The following is an 18,042-nucleotide window of genomic DNA, read 5'->3' as shown; positions in this document are numbered from 1 at the left end:
CGAAGCCAGCCTAAATTTAGGCTGGTTTTTGTGCGTTTTCAGAACAGGTCGTGTAAAGTTGGAAGGGATTAGGGGGAACGTAGATGTGGAATCGAAAAATCATCGTTGCATCGATCACCTCGCCCATCTATGCGATTCTGTTAGCGTGCGGGGTCACCATGACGGGTGTACGAGAAAATGGAGGAATGAGTGATGTACTGAGTGGCTTCCTTCTGATGACGGTTGCCTATGTAGCGGTCAGTTTTCCAATCATGTTGACCTATGGTGTCGTGACCTCATGGTGCAGTGACTGGTTGGCGAATCGATTCGGTTCGAAACGATCAAGGTGGTTCACCTCGTTCGCTTTACATATACTATTCGGACTCGTCTTGTCATGGCTCAGTCTTCTCGCGACTATTCTGTTTTTCCTCATCGATCGTCGACTGATTAATCGGATGGACGTGATGAAACGAGCTGCAGTGAAAAGTCTGCTCATCCCAATCGGATATTTGCTTATTGTAACGGGAAGTGTGTATATCATCGATGTCATCCAAGATTTTTTCGTTCGATTCAACTTATTTTAGGGAAACGAACAAGGACAAACTTACATAAGGAGGAGTAAAAATGAGATGGATGATTTATGGGGCGAATGGATATACGGGTGAGCTGGTTGCCCGACAAGCCGTTCGTGACGGAATGCGTCCGGTTCTTGCCGGTCGGAATGGGCGTTCGATTCATCGACTCGGAGACGAACTCGGTTGCGAGACATCGATTTTTGCATTGAGTCGTGAAGCCGCAATCGAGGCGCTTCACGATGTAGATTTAGTCCTTCATTGTGCAGGTCCTTTCACGGATACGAGTCAAGTCATGATTGAAGCATGTTTGGAGACGGGCACGCATTACTTGGATATTACCGGGGAAATTGACGTGTTTGAATACGTCCATTCTAAACAACGGGCGGCTCAGGCGAAGGAAAGTGGCATCATTTTATGTTCGGGCGTTGGATTTGATGTCATTCCGACTGACTGTGTGGCGCGAAAGTTAAAGGAACTATTGCCGGATGCGACATCACTCGCTCTCGGCTTTTCGGCGGCAGGTGGCATTTCACCAGGAACGATGAAAACAGCCGTCCGTGGGCTTGGGTCGAGCAGTATGGAGCGTGTGAACGGAAAGTTATCACCATTTCCGATTGGGGCAAAGCGCAGAACGATTGATTTCGGACGTGGAAGCCGCACCGCGATTGCGATTCCTTGGGGAGACGTTTCGACCGCCTACTATACGACGGACATCCCGAATATTACGACGTGGGTGCCGGTGCCGACAGCGGCTGCCTATGTTGCACGTACGTTGTCATGGTTCAGCCCGATTCTTGGAAAAGACGCCGTCCAAAAGCGATTGCTCCGATATGTCGACGAGAACGTATCTGGACCGGACGAGGCTGAACGTGAAAAATCATCGACCTACGTATGGGGCGAAGCGACAAATGCAGAAGGACGAAAGATTGTCGTCCGAATTCAAACGGCGAGTACGTATGCTTTCACCGTGTATGGGGCGCTCGCCGTCGTCAAACGATTACTCGGTCCCGGTCGAATGCTTGCCGGGAGTTTTACACCGGCCATGTTGTTCGGCTCTCAATTCCTCGAAGAAATTCAAGGATCGTCATCGTTTGTGGTTGATGAGATTCGTCCATGAGCCGGGAAACGTGGGATTTACTAGACGAAAATCGGCAACCGCTCGGACGAACCCATTTTCGAGGTGACGACTTGGAACCGAACACGTTCCATACGGTCATCGAGGTGTTCACATTTGATCCGGATGGCAAACTGTTACTCTCTAGGCGTCATCCTGATAAGAAATATCCTCTTCTTTGGGAAGGGACAGGCGGTTCGATTTTAGCGGGAGAGATGAGTCGCGAAGGGGCGGTCCGTGAACTTCAAGAAGAATTGGGACTATGTGTCTTGCCTGAACAGCTTCGTTTCGTGACGACGATCAAGCGCGAGACGTACTTCTTAGATTTGTATGTATACACGAGCGAGCGGTCGATTGATTTGAGACAACTCTCTTTACAAATCGATGAAGTGGTCGATGTGAGATTAGAGGAGTGGGACACCGTGCTCGATTCTGTTGAACTCGTACCTACTGTCAAAGAACGATTGATCCGGTTCGGTCACTTGATTCGAACGTGATATGCTACACTCAACATGGAAGAAACAAGGGAGGGAACAGAGTGAAACGTTTAGAATTGGCACGACGCATCGAAGGTATAAAAGCGGAGGGGACGTCTGCTTATATTCGACACCGCAAACAAACCCCTCCCTATGAAGGTGCGGAACTGCACGTTGAAGGTAAAGGGCACGTATTCAAAATGGGGAATATGAGCTTTGCAGTCGGATTCGGACTCAACCGACCGACAAGCTTCTATGACCTGCATCAGATGGAAAAGTGGGTGCGCGGGAAAAATGTGTCTCGCCTACATATCGAAGTTTGTCCATTAGCGGATGATTCCTTACTGCGCTTACTGCAAGAACGCAATTATACGCTCGATCACTTTTTAGACGTGTGGACGTTAGATGTAACGCGATATGACGGACCAGCTTCTTCGAATCAAGTCGAAAAGGTACAGGATGAGACGCTCAATGAATGGGCAACCGCGATTGCGGCCGGATTTGCAGAATCTGGAACGATTCTTCAAGAGACAGTCGATACGGCCAAAGGGTTTTATGCGTTACCGAGTAACCACGCCTATCTCGTCCGAGAAGAGGACACTGTCGTAGCGGGTGGGATCCTAGCGACGCAAGACGGAATCGGAGAACTGTTTCTGACGAGCACCGTACCGACTTACCGACAAAAAGGATACCAGACGCAACTCATTTTGGAACGAATCGCCGAGGCGAAAGTGATTGGATGTGACGTCCTGACCGTAACGACGAAAGTCGATTCGGCCTCCGGACGTAATATGGAACGGCTCGGATTTCAGCCATTCTACCAAAAAGCGGTCATGAAAAGTCCAATCCTCAAATAATCAGCTCACCTCATGCGAGGTGAGCTGATTTTGAGTTACAAGAGGGATTCTGCACCGTCGACATACACTTCAGAACCGGTGACATGGCTCGACATGTTGCTCGCGAAAAACAAGACAACGTCAGCGACCTGTTTCGCGGAACCGGATTTTCCGGCAAGGGGTTGATTCCCAAGTGGATACTCGATGGGGATCACGACTTCTTCAAGCAACGCATCGTCCCGATTAGTCGAATCGTCGATATTCGTATCGATCGCCCCTGGACAAATCGAATTCACGCGAATTCCGAATTGTGCGAGCTCGGCAGCTGCCATTTTCGCAAAGCCGGTCTGTCCTGCTTTCGTTGTCGCATAGCCGCTGAAACCAAAATTTTTAAAGTAGCGATTGCCGTTAATCGAAGAGGTGATGATGATACTCCCCCCATTCTCTTTCAAATGAGGAATCGCATGTTTGACGGTCAAAAACGTTCCCGTCAGGTTCGTCTCTACAACACCGTTCCAATCTTCTATAGATAGATGTTCAATCGGTGTGATGGTTCCGTTTCGTCCGGCGTTCGCGAAGACGATGTCGATTCGACCAAATCGCTCAATCGTCCGTTCATACGCTTCTTTCATTGCTGCTTCATCCGAAACATCCGCGCTAATGCCGATGGCCCGTTCTTCTCCGACGAGACTAGCGAGACGCATCGTATCTTCTTCATTCAGGTCAAGAATGGCGACTTTTGCACCCGCTTGAATGAAACGGATGACAGCGGCACGTCCAATTCCAGAGGCCGCTCCGGTGACAAGCGCTACTTTTCCAGATAGTAATTTATTTGAAATCAACCTAATCACTCCTTTTTATGACTCCTTCTCATATTCCACAGTTCTAGAAAAGTTACGCTTCATTTCAGAAAATCATGGCGACGTGACTTCAATCGTACGCGCGATGTTCAAGTCGGACTCAGTGGGAATGACTTCGATCGTGACGAGCTGACCGCTTTGTAAGTCTTGTACGCTATTGACGATACCCGTCACTTCTGTTTGGTCATTGATCAAAATCACACGCAAGCTGATTTCTTCTGAGGACTCAGATTCAATCAATAGCTGAGGAATATCGACTCGCTCAATCTGTCCTTCGACAACATTGTCATTCCACGTACTCATCCAATAAACGACGATTAAAAAAAGGCCGAGAAAGACTAGGGCAAAGGTTAATCGTGAACTCATATCAACCCACTCCTTCATTGTCCCGTTTCGCATCTTGTCTAATTTACCTTTACCCGGAAATTCTCTCATTACTTGAAAAAATAGTAGGAATCATAAGAAAAATAGGGAATAGAAAGAAAAACGAAAGGCGAGGTGCGGCGAATGTGGATGACGGTTGCGGCGCTAGGATTGGTTGCTTGTGTATGGATTACGTTTGGTTGGTTTACAATCGGTAATGCAAAGCGACGAGTATGGGGAGGTCTTCTTTCACTCAGTATGACTTGTCTGTTCGCGCCGATTTTACTGGTGAAAATGGGAGAACAGTATGGGTTCGTTGGCGTTCAAGTGGGATTGACCACACTATTTGGCTTATTCGCAGGTGCATTTTTCTTTGTGGCGCTCGGGTGGACTGGACGACCAGCGAAAGTTCGAAAAGTGAGAACGTTATCGGAAGACCCTGATTTATTTTGAATCGTAATCTACCACTCCTGCGGTATAATACGTCATAACGATGTTACAAGGGATTGGAGTGGGGATCATGATTACACCGCAAAAGTTGCAATTCGGGGATACGATAGGAATCATTACGCCTTCTTTTCCGGCACCTGTTCAATTTGAGGAGCGCTATCAACGTGGCGTCGAACAGCTCAAGCGGATGGGATTCAAGGTGAAAGAGGGCACGTGTACATATAGAACAGAAGGATATCGGTCATCGTCCATTCGGAGTCGCGCGGACGAACTGAATGCATTGTTACATGACCCTGAAGTGAAGGCGATTATCAGTACGATTGGAGGAACGAATTCAAACTCATTGCTACCGTATATCGATTATGAGCAATTGCGACGTCAACCTAAAATCATCATGGGCTATAGTGATGTGACGGCAATCTTGATGGCGTGTTATGCCCAAACGGAAGTCGTCACATTCTACGGTCCGGCAATCGTCCCTTCTTTCGGTGAATACGGTGGGATGTTCGAGGCGGGGGAGCAATATGTCAAAGATATTCTCTGCTTAGAACGAAACGCTCCGTTTCAGTTACATACCCCTGATAAATGGACCGAAGAGATGCTCGATTGGTCGACGCAACAACGCGTCAAGACGTTCCAACCGAATGAAGGATGGATATCACTTAGGGATGGGAAGGCACAGGGGACGTTGATTGGCGGGAATTTGAACACGATGTCCGGGTTCTTCAAATCGGATTACTTTCCTGATTTGAAAGGAGCGATTCTATTCCTAGAAGACTCGTTCAAGACCATGGCTGAAGAAGAACGTTCGCTCAGCATGCTAAAGCTGGCTGGCGTATTTGATGAAATTTCGGGATTGATCATCGGGAAGCATGAGCATTTTCAAGATCAATCAGCCCCCTTCTCATTCAACGACTTGTTGCTTGAAGTCATCGGAGAAAAAGATTTTCCGATTCTGACGAATGTTGATATCGGACACACGTTTCCGTCTCACGTTTTCCCAATCGGCATTCAGGCCGAGTTGGATGCGACGAATGGAACGATTCGATTTTTAGAAGATGGGGTGTCTGAATGAAGGAGCACCTCACCATTTTTGACGAGAATCACCGGAAAATAGGGGAGAAGGAGCGAGGACAGGTTCATCTTGATGGGGATTGGCATGAGACGTTCCACTGTTGGTTTTAGAAACAAGACCTCATCTACCTTCAGCGAAGAAGCATGGAGAAACAGGATTTTCCCGGGAAATATGATATCACTGCGGCGGGACATCTCACTGCAGACGAGACGATTGTAGATGGCGTTCGTGAAATTGAAGAAGAGCTTGGACTGTCGTTGACGTTTGAACAGCTTGCTTTTATGGGAGTTTTTGAAGACACGATTGAACTAGACGGGTTTGTCGATCGCGAATTTACACATACGTATTGCTATCTCTATCAAGGTGAGCCGATTCATTTTGACGACGGGGAAGTGATGGATATCGTAGCTGTACACAGGAACGAGCTTTTGGCGCTTACAGAAGGAAGATTGCGAACGATTGAAGGGAACTCCCTAATGACAAATCATCTTGTTCAAATCACGCAAACCGATTTAGCCCCGCCTCGATGCGGATCGTGCCATGCTGGTTGTTCGTCGCCGGTTTCCGTCTCGTTCCGGTCCCCGCTTTCGCCTCCTCGCGGATGGCGATGCGGTCCTCGAGCAGCTTGTTGTAGATGAACCGGGCGCAACCAATCGTCCGGACCAGGAACTCGGCCTGTGCAGGCGTCGGGTGGAGCCTGTATGTGTAGCCTTTCAGCATGTCCGTCCCTCCTCCCTCCAGCAGATCGTGATGTGTCCTCCTCATCCGATACCCGCGGAGGGGGAGGGAGAATTCTCGCCTACTTTTGTTAAATCGTTAAGGAAAGAATACGTTGTTCGCCGATCGGCCCACCGATTCGACGTCCGGTATCAATCCATCCGTTTGTCGTATAGAGTGAAAAAGCGGCCTCGTTTTTCAAGTTGACCGACAAGACGACTTCACGAACATGTGGGAAGTGTTGTTGCACGAATGTCGGGAGTTCTCGGAGCGCCGCTTTAGCGTAACCTTTGCCTTGCTCCTCATAATTGATGGAAAAAGCGGAGAACAGTAAGGCGTTTGGTTCGTTCGTGTAGGAAGCGACGCGTTCATTGTCATGTAATAAAAACATACCGATCGGCTTCGCCTCGACGACGATAATTGGATGAACGCCATCAGGTAATGAATGATCCATGTCTTTTGGAAGAGTCGTGTACTTCTCTTGGTCCGTTGGTAAATCAAATGTATCAAGGATTGATTGGTGCGACTCATTTCGGTGTTCGAGTGTGATTTTCATGAGAAGTCTCCTTCGGTCGTTATTCATTTCTTTCAGAAAAGAGGAGTTATATGTCTACACAATTTACATATCGCCAAAATCCGCCACTGCAAGATATATATCGCGCGTTTATGACTGGTTTTTCTGATTATATCATTCCGTTCCAATTCGACGAGCAGACGTTTGAAGACGTCTTTCTCGTAAGAGACCAAAATCAGCCGTCTCGTTCAATCGTCGCTTATGACGGAGAAGAGCCGATTGGCGTCGTATTGAGTGGGATTGCACATCTTGATTCAGGATGGCAGACGCGTTGTGGCGGTCTTGCGATCGCCCCACACGTCCGGAAATTAGGAGTTGCGACCGAGTTGATGCAACGATTTGAAGAGAACGCAAAAGGCACTCGGTTGCTCGAAGTGATTCAAGGGAACGATGCGGCGTTGTCGCTTTATCATCAACTTGGATACAAGACGACACGTGAAATTTATTACTTTCAAGCGGTACCACTTGTAACGACCGCTCAGATGACTTCGGAACCGATTCAAACGCTGTTCGACCGACTATATCCGACAGCTCAGCATGTTCCAATTTGGCAATGCGATGTGCGTGTGACCCAACAGGAGGCGGAACTTGTGAAAGTGGTAGAAGATCAACAAGAAGGTTTTTTGTTATACCGCAATCATGTATTGCTCGATGTTTTTGGTCACGCCGAGGATGCGGAATGGTTGTTGCGGGCGGCTGCGAGCCGATCGCCACTTCATATCACCTTGACGTCGGACCGTCCTGAATGGATTGAAGCAGCACAACGATTAGGATTTGTTCAAGACGAGATAGCACAATTTGAAATGGTGAAGAATGCCTTATGAAGCGACTAATAGTGATTTGCATCATTGGGTTGATCGGTGGGAACACGTTAACTTTAATTGCGTTGACCACGAACATCCCCAAACATATGTCACAGCTCTTCATGTTGGGTGGCATGGGTGTCACCGTTCTTTCAATCGTTGGGGTCGTCCTTACAAAATATTATACGAGGAAACGTGGGTGAAACGATTGTGAAGCGGTCGTTATGGTTTTCACATCATTCTGTCATCTATGAAACGAAAATGAAAAACTTCATATATTGAAATGTTTAACCTCCTAGTGGTATATTCGCACATGTAGCTTTTTTAAAATTTATGAATGTATCAATTTGGAGGGTTTATTATATATATGTGGAAACAACTCATCATGACGGCAGGTGCCGGTGTTCTCTTATTCCAAGGACAAACCGTATCCGCTAACGACATATCCCCGCAAGACCTTGTTCATACGGAAGAATCCTTGCAACAAACGAAACAGCAAGTAAAAGATACGAAACAATCCATTCAAGCCATTCAAACAAAATTGAAGCAAGTCGACCATAAAGCGGAAGCGTTGCGAGACGAGATTGAAGGCACTTCTATAGAGTTAGAAAAAGTGGAAGAAGACCTTGTTCCGACAAAACGATCACTCTTTTCAAAAGTCGTCTCTTCTGTCCTACCGAGTGCGAAAGCGGAAGCCGCCGATGCAGAGGAAGCGCATCATGTACTCGTTAAAAAGAAAGAGCAAGTAAACGAAACGTTGAAACAGTTAAAAGAAGAACAACTACAGATTGAAGCGACCCGTCAAGATGTGAAGACATCATATGACGAGAAGTCAAAACAATATAAGCAGCAAACGAATCAGTTAAGCAATTTGAAGAAGCAGTACGAAGCGATGGCTCCTGATCGGTTCTTAATGCCGGCAGAAGGACGCCTCTCTCAAGGATTCGGTGCGGCGAGCGGACAGTTCGGATACACATTCCACAACGGTCTCGATATTGCCGCTAAAACAGGCACACCGATTTACGCCGCAGAAGCTGGAACAGTCACAAAAGTTAGCTCAAGTGGACCTTATGGAAACCATATTCAAATTGAGCATAACGTAGACGGTCAAAAATGGACGACGGTCTATGCCCATATGCACAAAGTCGATGTGAAAAAGGGGCAGACGGTGCGCCAAGGTGAACCGATTGGTCAACTCGGAAACACGGGCAACTCGTCAGGTTCACACTTACATTTTGAAATTCATAAAGGGGACTACAATTTCTCGGCCACTTCAGCTGGAAATGCCGTCAATCCGATGAAAGTGGCAGAACGCCTCGGTGGTGCCTCTCCAGTGAAAGCAACGTTTTAAGCAGACAGATGCCCTGAACCTCTCGATTGAGGTCAGGGCATCTTTTATTGTTCGCGTGTCGGATCGTGATTGCCTTCACTATCGGCAATCGTATCCGAGCTTCCATAATCTTCAACTTGTGAGAAGGCATCCGTTTTTTGACCGGGTTCATCCGTTCCGTCTAGTTCCTTACGACGGGCCGTCTCATTCGGGTTCAACACGTCTTCTTCGACTGGTCGATCAAGTTCATGTTCGTGCTCTTCTTCTTCCTGTGCACGAGCGTGCTCGATACATAGCGTAGCTTCCGGGATGACTTCAAGACGGTCTAGTTCAATGTCTTTCCCGCATACTTCACATTTTCCATACGTTCCATTTTGAATGGCGAGTAAAGCCTTGTCGACATCGCTTAAGAACTCCTCATCAAGTTCGTTGAGTGCTTGGTCGCGTTCACGCAAAAAGAGTTCTTCGCCCGAGTCAGCAGGATGATTATCGTAATGGGAGAGCTCTCCTTCATCATATGTCTCTTCCCGGTTATCCATATATCCTTCTGTCTTTGCTTTTTCTTTCAACAGTCGTTTTTTAAACGTTTCGATTTGTTCTTCGGTCAACATATCCATTCACTCTCCAGTTCTCAAGTCATTAATATAGGGTTTCCCATTTTATTTGTGTACAAACCTTTTGAAGTGGAATCCGTCGTGTCGAGCGATGTTTAGAAAGGGTATGATGACAATAGAGAGTATTTATTTTAGTGAGGAGGAACGAATCATGAGAAAAGTCGAAGTGGTGAAGTACAGTCCGGAATGGAAGCGGAAATTTGAAGAAGAGGCGGGAAAGTTGCGTCGACTATTCGAAGAGGAACTCGTTTCGATTCATCATATCGGAAGCACATCGGTCGAAGGGTTAGCAGCGAAACCAATCATTGACATGATGCCGGTCGTACGGGACATTGAACGAGTCGATGCGTATATGGAGCGGATGGAAGCGCTCGGTTATCGAGGACTCGGTGAATACGGTATTCCGAAGCGGCGTTATTTCCGTAAAGGGGAAGAAGAGAGAACGGTTCACGTGCATGTGTTTGAAGAGGGGAATCCGGATGTCATCAGACACCTCGCCTTTCGAGATTACTTACGTACCTTTCCTGACGTGCGAGATGACTATGGTGCATTGAAACTTCAACTCGCAGCGCAGCACCCAGAAGATATGGAGGGGTACATTCAAGGGAAGCATAATTGGATTATCGAGACGGAACGGCTAGCGACACAGTGGTATAAAGAAAATCATGGGGTTTGAAACCTTTTTATGGGAATGGTCGTATAATACATCAAACCTTAAAGGGGGAGATGTCGTATGAAAAGATTTCTCGGGAAATGTGTGGAATACTCTTTGGCTGCACTTATATTCACAGGGCTGTTCATTCTTCTCCGCATGATTGCCGGAGATACAGACAAAGGGTATATGATGACGCTACTCGGTACATTTTTTATCGTGTTACCTATTTCGCTCCTCGTGGGTTACTTTTTGGCACGTCCGCTTCAACGTCGCCTAGGAGGGAAAGGGACTCAAGCTTCGAATGACCATACGTTGCGAGGAATTGAAAAACCGCACGGTGTGAACGAAGATCGAAATTCTTCAAACTATACCGGATGATGGAGATCACATTTATCCCTACGACCGATGCACGTCTCATCGCACGGTTGAATCGTTCCATTCATGAGCATCATTTCCGGATGAACCCAGAATTCTTTGCGGAGTATGAGGAAGAGAAGATGTATGAAGCCTTTTTAACACTGATTGGAAGACACGGCCATCACTATATGGTGATGCAGCTTGAAGCAACTCCAATCGGTTACATATGGTTCGAGGAGAAAGTGAGTGAAGCGAATGCTTTTCGTCAAGCTGTCCGAACCGTGTATGTTCATCACATCAGTATCGACACAACGTATCAACGGAATGGTTATGGTCGACGTGTGATGGAATGGATGGAGCAATGGGCGCTTGACCACCGATTCAAATCGATTGAACTAGACTACTGGATGAGCAATACGGATGCTGCTTCGTTTTATGGCGAAATCGGGTTTATCCCGAAACGTCAGATTGTCATGAAAAAATTGGAGGAATAACATGATGGAGCTACTTACAATTGGATTAGGAATTCTCGGAGTACTGTCGTTAGGTTGGTTCTTTTATAGTTACTGGCTCGGATATAAAGGTGGCAATATCGTCATGACCCTTGATGAACACTATACAAAGCTAGAAGAGTACGTACCTGCTATCTTGTCGAAACTATACGAAGATGGAAAGGCCGCTCACTATCTTGGCGACCGTAAGTTTGAGGTGGAAGGCAAGCGTTACGTTCTCGTCGAGCGTACTGTACCAATCGGAAATGTTCCGACACAACAGACGGTGTTACAACCGGATCGATCATAACCAGTAAAGGGAGCTCTCATGTCGAGAAGCTCCCTTTGTTTATTTCACTGCTGGGGGACCGAATGCTCCGCTATGATAATCACGGAAGGCTTGACGGATTTCTTCTTCCGTATTCATCACGAATGGACCGTGCGCAATATAATCTTCCCGAATCGGTTTTCCGGAATAGACGAGCACCCGTGTGCGTGTCGTGGCCTTCAGTCGAAATGTGCTCTTCGCTTCAGATGTTTCATCAAACGTCAGTGTCGCCACATCAGTTTTATGGAGCGGGGTTCTAGAAGATCCAACTTCAATCGAACCAGCGAGTACGTACATAAAGCTGTTATGGTTCGCAGGCAGGATGTGTTCGTATTCGCTGCCTTCTTTCAACAATATTTCGGTCATCGTAATTGGAACGAGACTGTCCATCGGTCCCTTTACTCCCGCGATTTCACCAGAATAGACACGTAGCTGTCCACCGTCGAAGGAAACAACGGGTGCGTCTTCGACGTATACGTTCTGATAGGAAGTCGTTGTCGTTTTTAACGACTTCGGCAAATTTAACCAAAGCTGCAACGTATGGATCAAATCATCTTCGACCGCTTCTTCAGCGTGTCTAGCAGCCCACCCGGCGTTCATATATTGAACATCACCGGCGTCTAAAATCGAATGTCCGCCATGATTATCAATATGTTCTAGGCGACCATCGATGACATATGTGATTGTCTGAAATCCGCGATGGGGGTGGTCAGAAAACGTTCCACGTTTGAACCAGTCCTCTGCCATCAAAATAAATGGATCGAATGCCTCTTTTTGTTCAGGTGGTAATACCCATCCTTGTTGCACATGGGGATATCCGTTTTGTCGATAGGAGACACGCCAATGACGGTTCACGTCTCGTATAAATGGATTTATCAAAAAGATTCACTCCTTTCCCTTCTTATCTTCCCAAAAAATGACGCGAATCGGGTTTTCTTTGTCTCATGAATATGCAAAAAGACAGATACGTTCGCATCTGTCGGATTACCTGTTTTCTCCAAATAGGTTATACCATTTGATTGCGTCTTCACGTAACAGTTTGAAGTGAGATCCAGTCTTTGAATTGGTCAAGTACACATTCGTACCTTCATAACTGACGTCAAACGTTTGGGCGCATACCCCTTTAAATAATGTCACGTAAGGTGTAGGAGCAGGTTTGCCTGCATAGGCAGTCGCATTGGCCCGTTTGATTGCGCGGAAAATAAATTTCATTTCATCTTGACCGACATGCTGGAGGAATGGGGCGTCTTTTGATTCAGTTCCGATAAGTGCCAAATCATGGAAAACGACATGACGTTGACTACTTAATTTATTATGAATCTTTTCGTCCAATTCTTTTCCATATAGTAATTTAGGTTCATGATACGTAAGTGAAACGTTTTGGCGCTGAGCTGTTCCTTCATTCATAAATGTAAAGCTATAGAGTGGATAGCGGTGGCCGGGTACAAGAACTGTGGGAAGTTGTGAGGCCATCTTCGCACCAAACATCTGTGACATATGAGCTTGTTTCGGTCGTAATACTTCCTGATAGTCATTTTGGTCATGACTTGTATAAATCGCATATTGTAACGTATCGTCAGATTTTTCGGTCCCGAGTCCGAATGACAAATAAGGTTGACGTGATGATTGAATTGGAATTGTCAGGTGTTCTTCGCCATCTGAAGATTCAAACGTCAGTTCGAACTCACCATTGAATGGCATGGTGAGGTGGAAAAGGGTGTGTTCGATGCCTTTTCGCTCTGGATAGGGCTCATTACCTATCGGATTTTTCATCTCTTGTGCAAAATGCGCATATTCGTGAGGTTCGGCAAACCGAATTTTAGCAACATCAGGATAAGCATCAGCTGCATATTGAACATCATTTAAACTCTCAGGCATCTTATCAATTTTTGTAACATACGTGAGGGCGTCTAATTGACATTGAACATATGATTTATTTTCGACAGTGAAAAAAGTAGCTGTCGGAAAAGCGGATAAGGAAGTGACATCAGTCAATGGTTGGGTTAATGTGACCGTCCCGAGCCAATGTCTTTTGCCACTTGGAATCGTTGGCGTCGCGTTGTCTGGTTGACACAATTCGATAATGGTTGCGCGATCGGATTCTGGAATTTCGATTTGTTGTCCATTTGGTAACAAGGCACGTCCTTGATAATATTCAGGAGCGGGTTGGAGACGGAGTGCGCGTTCTTCCTCGCATCCGAATAAAAAAATCAGGATAACGAGGGTACTGAAAATCAGGTACTTTTTCACATCGGTACTCTCCTTCAATGAATCACTTTCACCATTCTAGCACCATTTTTTTGTGACTTTAGTCTTAGGAAAATTAAAGTGTTATTTCGAAAAAAAAACAAAAAACCCGTCCAACTTGAACTGGACGGGGGATAAAACCAATTATGTCTTAATTTTACTTTTTTACTTTTTTCTCATGTCGGTTTTTGACGAAAAAACGTTGATATCATGAGATATTGAAAAAAGTCGATATTTCATCTAAATGATCACTTTCTAATTGTGTGGAATTTATTTGATGAAGTTTCCTTCAATCAACATCTCGACCGCGTGCCGCCTTCAAAATTTCAAACCATTCTTCACGTGTGAGGTCGATTTGAAGAGCATCGACACCTGTCTGAACACGCTCGATTTTTCCTGATCCGATGATCGGCATGATGTTCGCCGGATGTTTGATAAGCCATGCATACACGATTGAGTCAATCCCGCTCGCGTTATGACGTGAACGAATGTCTTCAAGTTTTTCACGAAGTGGCGCATACTGTTCATCTTTGAAGAGCTGACCTCCGGCTAGTGGACTCCAGGCCATGAGTGGCATCCGTTTTTCATGACAAAGGTCAACGGATCCATCCTCGAAGTGCTTCAATTGCATCGGAGACAGTTCAAGTTGATTTGTCACGAGTTGGAACGGCAAACGTGATTGGAGCAAGTTCTGTGTGGCTGGTACATGGTTGGATACACCAAACTCGCGTACTTTACCGCTATCGCGTAACGTGATGAACGCCTCAGCGACTTCATCCGGATTCATCAACGGGTCTGGACGGTGGATGAGTAGCGTATCGATATAATCAATGGCGAGTTCTTTCAACGACCGTTCCGCTTGCGCAATGATATGTTCTTTAGTCGTATCGTAATAGTTGAGCGTTTGACCCGGATTGAATGATCCTGTCAATTTGATGCCCGTTTTTGTAACAATCTCCATTTGGTCACGGAGTTCAGGTTTGAGTTTTAACGCTTCCCCAAACAACCCTTCGCATGTATAACCCCCATAAATGTCAGCATGGTCAAAAGTTGTGATGCCGAGTTCGATACATTGTTCGATGAATGTAAGGCGTTCCTGCGGGGTCATATCCCAATCAGCGAGACGCCACATTCCGTGAACGACACGTGAAAATGATAGTTCCTCTGTTAAAGCGATGCGTTGCATAATAACTCCTCCTTAGTTTTCACTCGCCATTCATTATACGTCTTTAGAGAAAGAACGTCACTTGGCGATCATCCAAGCGGATTTTAGAGTCAAATGAGCTTGAATAAGCTATGATAATAATGAGAAACAGAAAAGAGGCGTGACAGATGAGTAACTATGAACAATATGCGGACGTCACCTTCGATCGGATAGGCGACTCGTTTCAGGTGATGGCGATGCACCCAGAGCTTCATTTACATGGGATTGGAAGAAGTGCGGCCGTGCTTCGTTTAAAGGAAAAGGATCGTGTCATTAAAGTGTTCTTCCCAGGTTACGAACAAATCGCAACCGAAGAAGCGGCCATCTATGAAAAACTAAAGGGACTTCCTTACTTTCCGAAGTGCTATGAGTCCGGTGCGTCATATATAGTGATGGATTACATCGAAGGAAAGACGCTATTTGAGTGTCTGACGGAGGGGATTTGGATTGATTCGACTTACATCAGTGCAGTGGACGAATCACTTCGTCAAGCGAGGCTACTCGGATTGACCCCATCGGACGTTCATTTGAGAAATATTATTTTGACCCCGAACGGACAAATTTTTTTAATCGATTTGGCACGATTCAGACAAGGCCAGCAAATCGATCATCAGTGGGAAGATTTGAAACGGATGTATCGTCTTTATCGCTTTCGTTTCATGCCGAAACAATATGATGCGACGTTTCTCAATCGAATTGCGTGCTTATATCGCAAGTTCGTGAACGATCCGGATTCTTGAAGCGGGTCGTTTTTCTTTTGTCGATTAGGGAAGAAGAGTAACGTGTCAAGAGCTTAAGGAGAAGAGAAAGGGGAATGATGTATGGCTCATCGAATTTATGCGAATGAACTCGAAATGCTCCATGAATGTGTGGAGACATGCAACTATTGTCTAGAATCTTGTTTAGAGGAAAAAGATGTACAGATGATGGTCGATTGTATTCGACTCGACCGAGAATGTGCTGCTGCCTGTTCGTTTCTTGCTGAGGCGATGACGCGTGATTCGGCATTTGTTCCGGAACTTGCTCGAGCTTGTGCAATCATCTGTAAAGCATGTGCACAAGAGTGCGAGAAACATAAGCATGCACATTGTCAGGAATGCGCGCGAGTCTGTACAGAATGTGCCTCGATGTGTGACCGCTTGGCCGCATGACCGAAGTGACCGGTTTGATTAACCGGTCACTTTTTTCGTGTCTTTTGAAGATGAGATTCGTATAATGAAAAAAACGAAGAGGTGGTGTGGGGATGATTCGCAACTGTCGCCGAGATGATCTTCAAATGATTTTACATATTTATAATGACGCAATTGTGAACAGTACAGCCGTCTATCATTATGAACCGGTGACGCTCGAGAATCGAGTGGCCTGGTATGAGGAAAAGAAAGTGCAAGACTGTCCGGTCATCGTATGGGTAGAGGATGATGTCGTCATGGGATTTGCGACGTTTGGACCGTTCCGTCCATGGCCGGCATACCATTACACGGTCGAACATTCCGTGTATGTGCATCCCGGTTATCGCGGGAAAGGAATCGGTAACAAGCTCTTAAAAGAAATCATCCGTATCGCCGAAACGAGAGGGATGAAGACGGTCATTGGGGGAATTGACGCGTCGAACGTGACGAGTATTCGTGCTCATGAAAAAGTTGGATTTGTTCATTCCGGTACGATTCGAAAGGCCGGATATAAGTTCGGAAAATGGCTTGATTTATCGTTTTATCAACTTGATTTAGAAGGCCCTGCATCGCCTACAGAAGAATGAACGGTCTAGAAAGACTGAACCACCATACGATATACTGGAACGAGTGAATCGAATGGAGGAAACATTATGACTGAGTACCCAAGTTGCCCAAAATGCCAATCATCTTATGTGTACGAGGATGGTCCATTGCTCGTATGCCCGGAATGTGCCTATGAATGGTCACCGAGCGAGGCGGTAGAAGCAGAAGCGGCGTCCCAAATCAAAGATGCGAACGGAAACCCGCTTCAAAACGGAGACACCGTCACCGTGATCAAGGATTTGAAAGTGAAAGGGACCTCGCTTGTCGTCAAACAAGGGACGAAAGTGAAGGGGATTCGACTCGTAGAAGGTGACCATGATATCGACTGTAAAATCGAGGGACTGGGCGCGATGAAACTGAAGTCGGAGTTCGTGAAGAAAATCTAACTTAAAGATTTAGACTGTCGACGAATTGGGGCGTGAAATGCGACCTGGTTCGTCTTTTTTGTAAAGTATGGCCTATGATAATATGTAAGCGTATTTAAAATATGGAGGAGGGAGAACATGTCTTTGAAGAAAATGATTACCTTCTTCAGTGTGATCCCGTTATTTATTTTAATGGGATGTGGTCAACAAGATCGGGAGCTAGTTGTTGGAAATTATACTGATGAACAAACGATTGTGTACTCTGAAAATAGGATGACGGATGACGATGAAATTGAGGAATTTAAAATGTTTATTGAAACGAGTTCAATCACAAATGAACGTCCAGAAGGGCTTCCTCAATATGTAGTGACCATCAATAATCCGGCTGAATCGACAATGGAATTGATGGTGAACTTTTGGATAACTGACAGCGACGAGTTCGTTTTTTCAAAAGGTATGGAAAGTAGTGAGTATTTCAAAGTTGATGAAGAACACATCAAGGATGTAAATGAGCTCTTAGAATGATTCAAATGGTTAAAAATGGTATATGTTCCGTGTGGATATGAGATGATTGTGAAGGCATTCTAAATTGAAAAAGAGGAAGAAGGTATGTCGTGGGACAACGATTTGTATTGAAGTCGAAACAGCATATGAGTGGTGGGATCATTAAGATTGTCATGGATCGCTATACGGGCGTTCATTACATAATGACTAGTGGATTAGGATTGAGTGGGATGACACCTCTCCTAGATGAACATGGAAAAGTCGTGATTGAAAAGCCCCAATCGACTTCGTGAGATCATTGAATGAAGAATCAACACAAAAACCAGGCCGACAAGCCTGGTTTTTTCGTA

General features: G+C 45.8%; 27 protein-coding genes and 1 pseudogene. 20 read left to right on the top strand and 8 right to left on the bottom strand.

Annotated features, from left to right (window positions below; translation table 11 throughout):
- Nucleotides 1–83: 83 nt before the first annotated feature.
- Genes KNO95_RS09730 through KNO95_RS09715 form a run of 4 tightly spaced genes read left to right on the top strand, consistent with a single transcriptional unit; the run spans nucleotide 84 to nucleotide 3,001 of the window.
- Nucleotides 84–563, top strand: a complete 480-nt coding sequence (locus tag KNO95_RS09730) for a hypothetical protein (RefSeq protein WP_034770800.1) — start codon at nucleotides 84–86, stop codon at nucleotides 561–563.
- A 40-nt stretch (nucleotides 564–603) separates the two neighbouring features.
- On the top strand, nucleotides 604–1,671 hold the full coding sequence (locus tag KNO95_RS09725) for a saccharopine dehydrogenase family protein (RefSeq protein WP_214702956.1): 1,068 nt from the start codon (nucleotides 604–606) through the stop codon (nucleotides 1,669–1,671).
- Complete coding sequence (locus tag KNO95_RS09720) at nucleotides 1,668–2,165, top strand: NUDIX hydrolase (protein ID WP_026824879.1); 498 nt, start codon at nucleotides 1,668–1,670, stop codon at nucleotides 2,163–2,165. Before KNO95_RS09725 ends, KNO95_RS09720 begins: the two co-directional genes overlap by 4 nt.
- A 41-nt stretch (nucleotides 2,166–2,206) precedes the next feature.
- Complete coding sequence (locus KNO95_RS09715; RefSeq protein WP_214878867.1) at nucleotides 2,207–3,001, top strand: GNAT family N-acetyltransferase; 795 nt, start codon at nucleotides 2,207–2,209, stop codon at nucleotides 2,999–3,001.
- A gap of 35 nt (nucleotides 3,002–3,036) precedes the next feature.
- Here the strand turns inward: KNO95_RS09715 and KNO95_RS09710 are convergent, their stop codons facing one another.
- Nucleotides 3,037–3,822 (bottom strand): SDR family oxidoreductase, encoded by a 786-nt coding sequence (locus KNO95_RS09710; protein ID WP_026824881.1) that lies wholly within the window; start codon nucleotides 3,820–3,822, stop codon nucleotides 3,037–3,039.
- Between the two features lie 72 nt (nucleotides 3,823–3,894).
- Nucleotides 3,895–4,206, bottom strand: coding sequence for a hypothetical protein (locus tag KNO95_RS09705; protein ID WP_026824882.1), 312 nt, complete (start codon nucleotides 4,204–4,206; stop codon nucleotides 3,895–3,897).
- A 141-nt stretch (nucleotides 4,207–4,347) separates the two neighbouring features.
- On the opposite strand from KNO95_RS09705, the gene KNO95_RS09700 reads away from it, so the two are divergent.
- From KNO95_RS09700 to KNO95_RS14550, 3 genes and pseudogenes are all read left to right on the top strand, one after another.
- A complete protein-coding gene (locus tag KNO95_RS09700; RefSeq protein WP_026824883.1) occupies nucleotides 4,348–4,656 on the top strand; it encodes a hypothetical protein in 309 nt (102 codons plus the stop codon).
- Nucleotides 4,657–4,723: 67 nt separating this feature from the next.
- Nucleotides 4,724–5,728: a S66 family peptidase gene (locus KNO95_RS09695; protein ID WP_214878865.1), complete on the top strand. Its 1,005-nt coding sequence runs from the start codon at nucleotides 4,724–4,726 to the stop codon at nucleotides 5,726–5,728.
- A 122-nt stretch (nucleotides 5,729–5,850) separates the two neighbouring features.
- Nucleotides 5,851–6,150 (top strand): annotated as a pseudogene (locus KNO95_RS14550) (NUDIX hydrolase); the annotation flags it as partial.
- A 76-nt stretch (nucleotides 6,151–6,226) separates the two neighbouring features.
- On the opposite strand, the gene KNO95_RS09690 reads toward KNO95_RS14550, so the two are convergent.
- Together KNO95_RS09690 and KNO95_RS09685 are read right to left on the bottom strand one after the other, a co-directional pair.
- Nucleotides 6,227–6,448, bottom strand: coding sequence for a helix-turn-helix domain-containing protein (locus KNO95_RS09690; RefSeq protein ID WP_251129301.1), 222 nt, complete (start codon nucleotides 6,446–6,448; stop codon nucleotides 6,227–6,229).
- A gap of 88 nt (nucleotides 6,449–6,536) precedes the next feature.
- On the bottom strand, nucleotides 6,537–7,001 hold the full coding sequence (locus tag KNO95_RS09685) for a GNAT family N-acetyltransferase (protein WP_214878862.1): 465 nt from the start codon (nucleotides 6,999–7,001) through the stop codon (nucleotides 6,537–6,539).
- 50 nt (nucleotides 7,002–7,051) lie between these two features.
- Here KNO95_RS09685 and KNO95_RS09680 point away from each other — a divergent pair, with 50 nt between their 5' ends.
- The 3 genes from KNO95_RS09680 to KNO95_RS09670 all read left to right on the top strand — a co-directional run bounded on the left by KNO95_RS09680 (nucleotide 7,052) and on the right by KNO95_RS09670 (nucleotide 9,173).
- Nucleotides 7,052–7,843 (top strand): GNAT family N-acetyltransferase, encoded by a 792-nt coding sequence (locus KNO95_RS09680; protein ID WP_214702970.1) that lies wholly within the window; start codon nucleotides 7,052–7,054, stop codon nucleotides 7,841–7,843.
- Nucleotides 7,840–8,025: a hypothetical protein gene (locus tag KNO95_RS09675; protein ID WP_152538865.1), complete on the top strand. Its 186-nt coding sequence runs from the start codon at nucleotides 7,840–7,842 to the stop codon at nucleotides 8,023–8,025. The genes KNO95_RS09680 and KNO95_RS09675 overlap by 4 nt, the downstream gene beginning before the upstream one ends.
- A 164-nt stretch (nucleotides 8,026–8,189) precedes the next feature.
- On the top strand, nucleotides 8,190–9,173 hold the full coding sequence (locus KNO95_RS09670; RefSeq protein ID WP_214702972.1) for a M23 family metallopeptidase: 984 nt from the start codon (nucleotides 8,190–8,192) through the stop codon (nucleotides 9,171–9,173).
- A gap of 44 nt (nucleotides 9,174–9,217) precedes the next feature.
- On the opposite strand, the gene KNO95_RS09665 is transcribed toward KNO95_RS09670, so the two are convergent.
- Nucleotides 9,218–9,763 (bottom strand): TraR/DksA C4-type zinc finger protein, encoded by a 546-nt coding sequence (locus KNO95_RS09665; RefSeq protein WP_026824887.1) that lies wholly within the window; start codon nucleotides 9,761–9,763, stop codon nucleotides 9,218–9,220.
- A gap of 154 nt (nucleotides 9,764–9,917) precedes the next feature.
- Between KNO95_RS09665 and KNO95_RS09660 the strand changes: the two genes are divergently transcribed.
- Genes KNO95_RS09660 through KNO95_RS09645 form a run of 4 tightly spaced genes read left to right on the top strand, consistent with a single transcriptional unit; the run spans nucleotide 9,918 to nucleotide 11,579 of the window.
- Nucleotides 9,918–10,442: a GrpB family protein gene (locus KNO95_RS09660; RefSeq protein ID WP_214702978.1), complete on the top strand. Its 525-nt coding sequence runs from the start codon at nucleotides 9,918–9,920 to the stop codon at nucleotides 10,440–10,442.
- A gap of 57 nt (nucleotides 10,443–10,499) precedes the next feature.
- Nucleotides 10,500–10,799: a hypothetical protein gene (locus KNO95_RS09655; RefSeq protein WP_026824889.1), complete on the top strand. Its 300-nt coding sequence runs from the start codon at nucleotides 10,500–10,502 to the stop codon at nucleotides 10,797–10,799.
- Nucleotides 10,799–11,272, top strand: coding sequence for a GNAT family N-acetyltransferase (locus tag KNO95_RS09650; protein ID WP_214702980.1), 474 nt, complete (start codon nucleotides 10,799–10,801; stop codon nucleotides 11,270–11,272). Before KNO95_RS09655 ends, KNO95_RS09650 begins: the two co-directional genes overlap by 1 nt.
- A gap of 4 nt (nucleotides 11,273–11,276) precedes the next feature.
- Nucleotides 11,277–11,579, top strand: a complete 303-nt coding sequence (locus tag KNO95_RS09645; protein ID WP_214702982.1) for a hypothetical protein — start codon at nucleotides 11,277–11,279, stop codon at nucleotides 11,577–11,579.
- 39 nt (nucleotides 11,580–11,618) lie between these two features.
- Here KNO95_RS09645 and KNO95_RS09640 read toward each other — a convergent pair whose 3' ends face one another.
- The 3 genes from KNO95_RS09640 to KNO95_RS09630 form a co-directional block, all read right to left on the bottom strand.
- The gene (locus KNO95_RS09640) at nucleotides 11,619–12,476 is read right to left on the bottom strand and encodes a pirin family protein (RefSeq protein WP_214878860.1); all 858 of its coding nucleotides are present in this window, start codon (nucleotides 12,474–12,476) and stop codon (nucleotides 11,619–11,621) included.
- Nucleotides 12,477–12,581: 105 nt separating this feature from the next.
- On the bottom strand, nucleotides 12,582–13,847 hold the full coding sequence (locus KNO95_RS09635; RefSeq protein ID WP_214878858.1) for a hypothetical protein: 1,266 nt from the start codon (nucleotides 13,845–13,847) through the stop codon (nucleotides 12,582–12,584).
- A gap of 286 nt (nucleotides 13,848–14,133) precedes the next feature.
- Nucleotides 14,134–15,030 (bottom strand): aldo/keto reductase, encoded by an 897-nt coding sequence (locus KNO95_RS09630; RefSeq protein ID WP_026824893.1) that lies wholly within the window; start codon nucleotides 15,028–15,030, stop codon nucleotides 14,134–14,136.
- 146 nt (nucleotides 15,031–15,176) lie between these two features.
- On the opposite strand from KNO95_RS09630, the gene KNO95_RS09625 reads away from it, so the two are divergent.
- The 6 genes from KNO95_RS09625 (at nucleotide 15,177) to KNO95_RS09600 (ending at nucleotide 17,985) form a co-directional block, all read left to right on the top strand.
- The gene (locus tag KNO95_RS09625) at nucleotides 15,177–15,788 is read left to right on the top strand and encodes a protein kinase family protein (RefSeq protein ID WP_214702988.1); all 612 of its coding nucleotides are present in this window, start codon (nucleotides 15,177–15,179) and stop codon (nucleotides 15,786–15,788) included.
- Nucleotides 15,789–15,869: 81 nt separating this feature from the next.
- Nucleotides 15,870–16,199, top strand: coding sequence for a four-helix bundle copper-binding protein (locus KNO95_RS09620; protein WP_026824895.1), 330 nt, complete (start codon nucleotides 15,870–15,872; stop codon nucleotides 16,197–16,199).
- Nucleotides 16,200–16,291: 92 nt separating this feature from the next.
- A complete protein-coding gene (locus KNO95_RS09615) occupies nucleotides 16,292–16,804 on the top strand; it encodes a GNAT family N-acetyltransferase (RefSeq protein WP_026824896.1) in 513 nt (170 codons plus the stop codon).
- 66 nt (nucleotides 16,805–16,870) lie between these two features.
- On the top strand, nucleotides 16,871–17,209 hold the full coding sequence (locus tag KNO95_RS09610; RefSeq protein ID WP_214878856.1) for a zinc ribbon domain-containing protein YjdM: 339 nt from the start codon (nucleotides 16,871–16,873) through the stop codon (nucleotides 17,207–17,209).
- Nucleotides 17,210–17,326: 117 nt separating this feature from the next.
- Nucleotides 17,327–17,713: a hypothetical protein gene (locus KNO95_RS09605; protein WP_214878855.1), complete on the top strand. Its 387-nt coding sequence runs from the start codon at nucleotides 17,327–17,329 to the stop codon at nucleotides 17,711–17,713.
- 89 nt (nucleotides 17,714–17,802) lie between these two features.
- On the top strand, nucleotides 17,803–17,985 hold the full coding sequence (locus tag KNO95_RS09600; RefSeq protein ID WP_026824899.1) for a DUF6440 family protein: 183 nt from the start codon (nucleotides 17,803–17,805) through the stop codon (nucleotides 17,983–17,985).
- Nucleotides 17,986–18,042: the final 57 nt, after the last annotated feature.

The organism is Exiguobacterium sp. ERU653, assembly GCF_018617775.1.
Classification (GTDB): domain Bacteria; phylum Bacillota; class Bacilli; order Exiguobacteriales; family Exiguobacteriaceae; genus Exiguobacterium; species Exiguobacterium marinum.
This window is presented reverse-complemented; position numbering and strand designations above follow the sequence as displayed.

Coding starts and splice junctions, on each gene's coding strand:
- KNO95_RS09720 (WP_026824879.1), top strand. CDS start 1,668: ATGAGCCGGGAAACGTGGGATTTACTAGACGAAAATCGGCAACCGCTC.
- KNO95_RS09645 (WP_214702982.1), top strand. CDS start 11,277: ATGGAGCTACTTACAATTGGATTAGGAATTCTCGGAGTACTGTCGTTA.
- KNO95_RS09655 (WP_026824889.1), top strand. CDS start 10,500: ATGAAAAGATTTCTCGGGAAATGTGTGGAATACTCTTTGGCTGCACTT.
- KNO95_RS09660 (WP_214702978.1), top strand. CDS start 9,918: ATGAGAAAAGTCGAAGTGGTGAAGTACAGTCCGGAATGGAAGCGGAAA.
- KNO95_RS09620 (WP_026824895.1), top strand. CDS start 15,870: ATGGCTCATCGAATTTATGCGAATGAACTCGAAATGCTCCATGAATGT.
- KNO95_RS09625 (WP_214702988.1), top strand. CDS start 15,177: ATGAGTAACTATGAACAATATGCGGACGTCACCTTCGATCGGATAGGC.
- KNO95_RS09610 (WP_214878856.1), top strand. CDS start 16,871: ATGACTGAGTACCCAAGTTGCCCAAAATGCCAATCATCTTATGTGTAC.
- KNO95_RS09725 (WP_214702956.1), top strand. CDS start 604: ATGAGATGGATGATTTATGGGGCGAATGGATATACGGGTGAGCTGGTT.
- KNO95_RS09630 (WP_026824893.1), bottom strand. CDS start 15,030: ATGCAACGCATCGCTTTAACAGAGGAACTATCATTTTCACGTGTCGTT.
- KNO95_RS09680 (WP_214702970.1), top strand. CDS start 7,052: ATGTCTACACAATTTACATATCGCCAAAATCCGCCACTGCAAGATATA.
- KNO95_RS09690 (WP_251129301.1), bottom strand. CDS start 6,448: ATGCTGAAAGGCTACACATACAGGCTCCACCCGACGCCTGCACAGGCC.
- KNO95_RS09675 (WP_152538865.1), top strand. CDS start 7,840: ATGAAGCGACTAATAGTGATTTGCATCATTGGGTTGATCGGTGGGAAC.
- KNO95_RS09700 (WP_026824883.1), top strand. CDS start 4,348: ATGTGGATGACGGTTGCGGCGCTAGGATTGGTTGCTTGTGTATGGATT.
- KNO95_RS09670 (WP_214702972.1), top strand. CDS start 8,190: ATGTGGAAACAACTCATCATGACGGCAGGTGCCGGTGTTCTCTTATTC.
- KNO95_RS09605 (WP_214878855.1), top strand. CDS start 17,327: ATGTCTTTGAAGAAAATGATTACCTTCTTCAGTGTGATCCCGTTATTT.
- KNO95_RS09650 (WP_214702980.1), top strand. CDS start 10,799: ATGGAGATCACATTTATCCCTACGACCGATGCACGTCTCATCGCACGG.
- KNO95_RS09685 (WP_214878862.1), bottom strand. CDS start 7,001: ATGAAAATCACACTCGAACACCGAAATGAGTCGCACCAATCAATCCTT.
- KNO95_RS09705 (WP_026824882.1), bottom strand. CDS start 4,206: ATGAGTTCACGATTAACCTTTGCCCTAGTCTTTCTCGGCCTTTTTTTA.
- KNO95_RS09695 (WP_214878865.1), top strand. CDS start 4,724: ATGATTACACCGCAAAAGTTGCAATTCGGGGATACGATAGGAATCATT.
- KNO95_RS09615 (WP_026824896.1), top strand. CDS start 16,292: ATGATTCGCAACTGTCGCCGAGATGATCTTCAAATGATTTTACATATT.
- KNO95_RS09730 (WP_034770800.1), top strand. CDS start 84: ATGTGGAATCGAAAAATCATCGTTGCATCGATCACCTCGCCCATCTAT.
- KNO95_RS09665 (WP_026824887.1), bottom strand. CDS start 9,763: ATGTTGACCGAAGAACAAATCGAAACGTTTAAAAAACGACTGTTGAAA.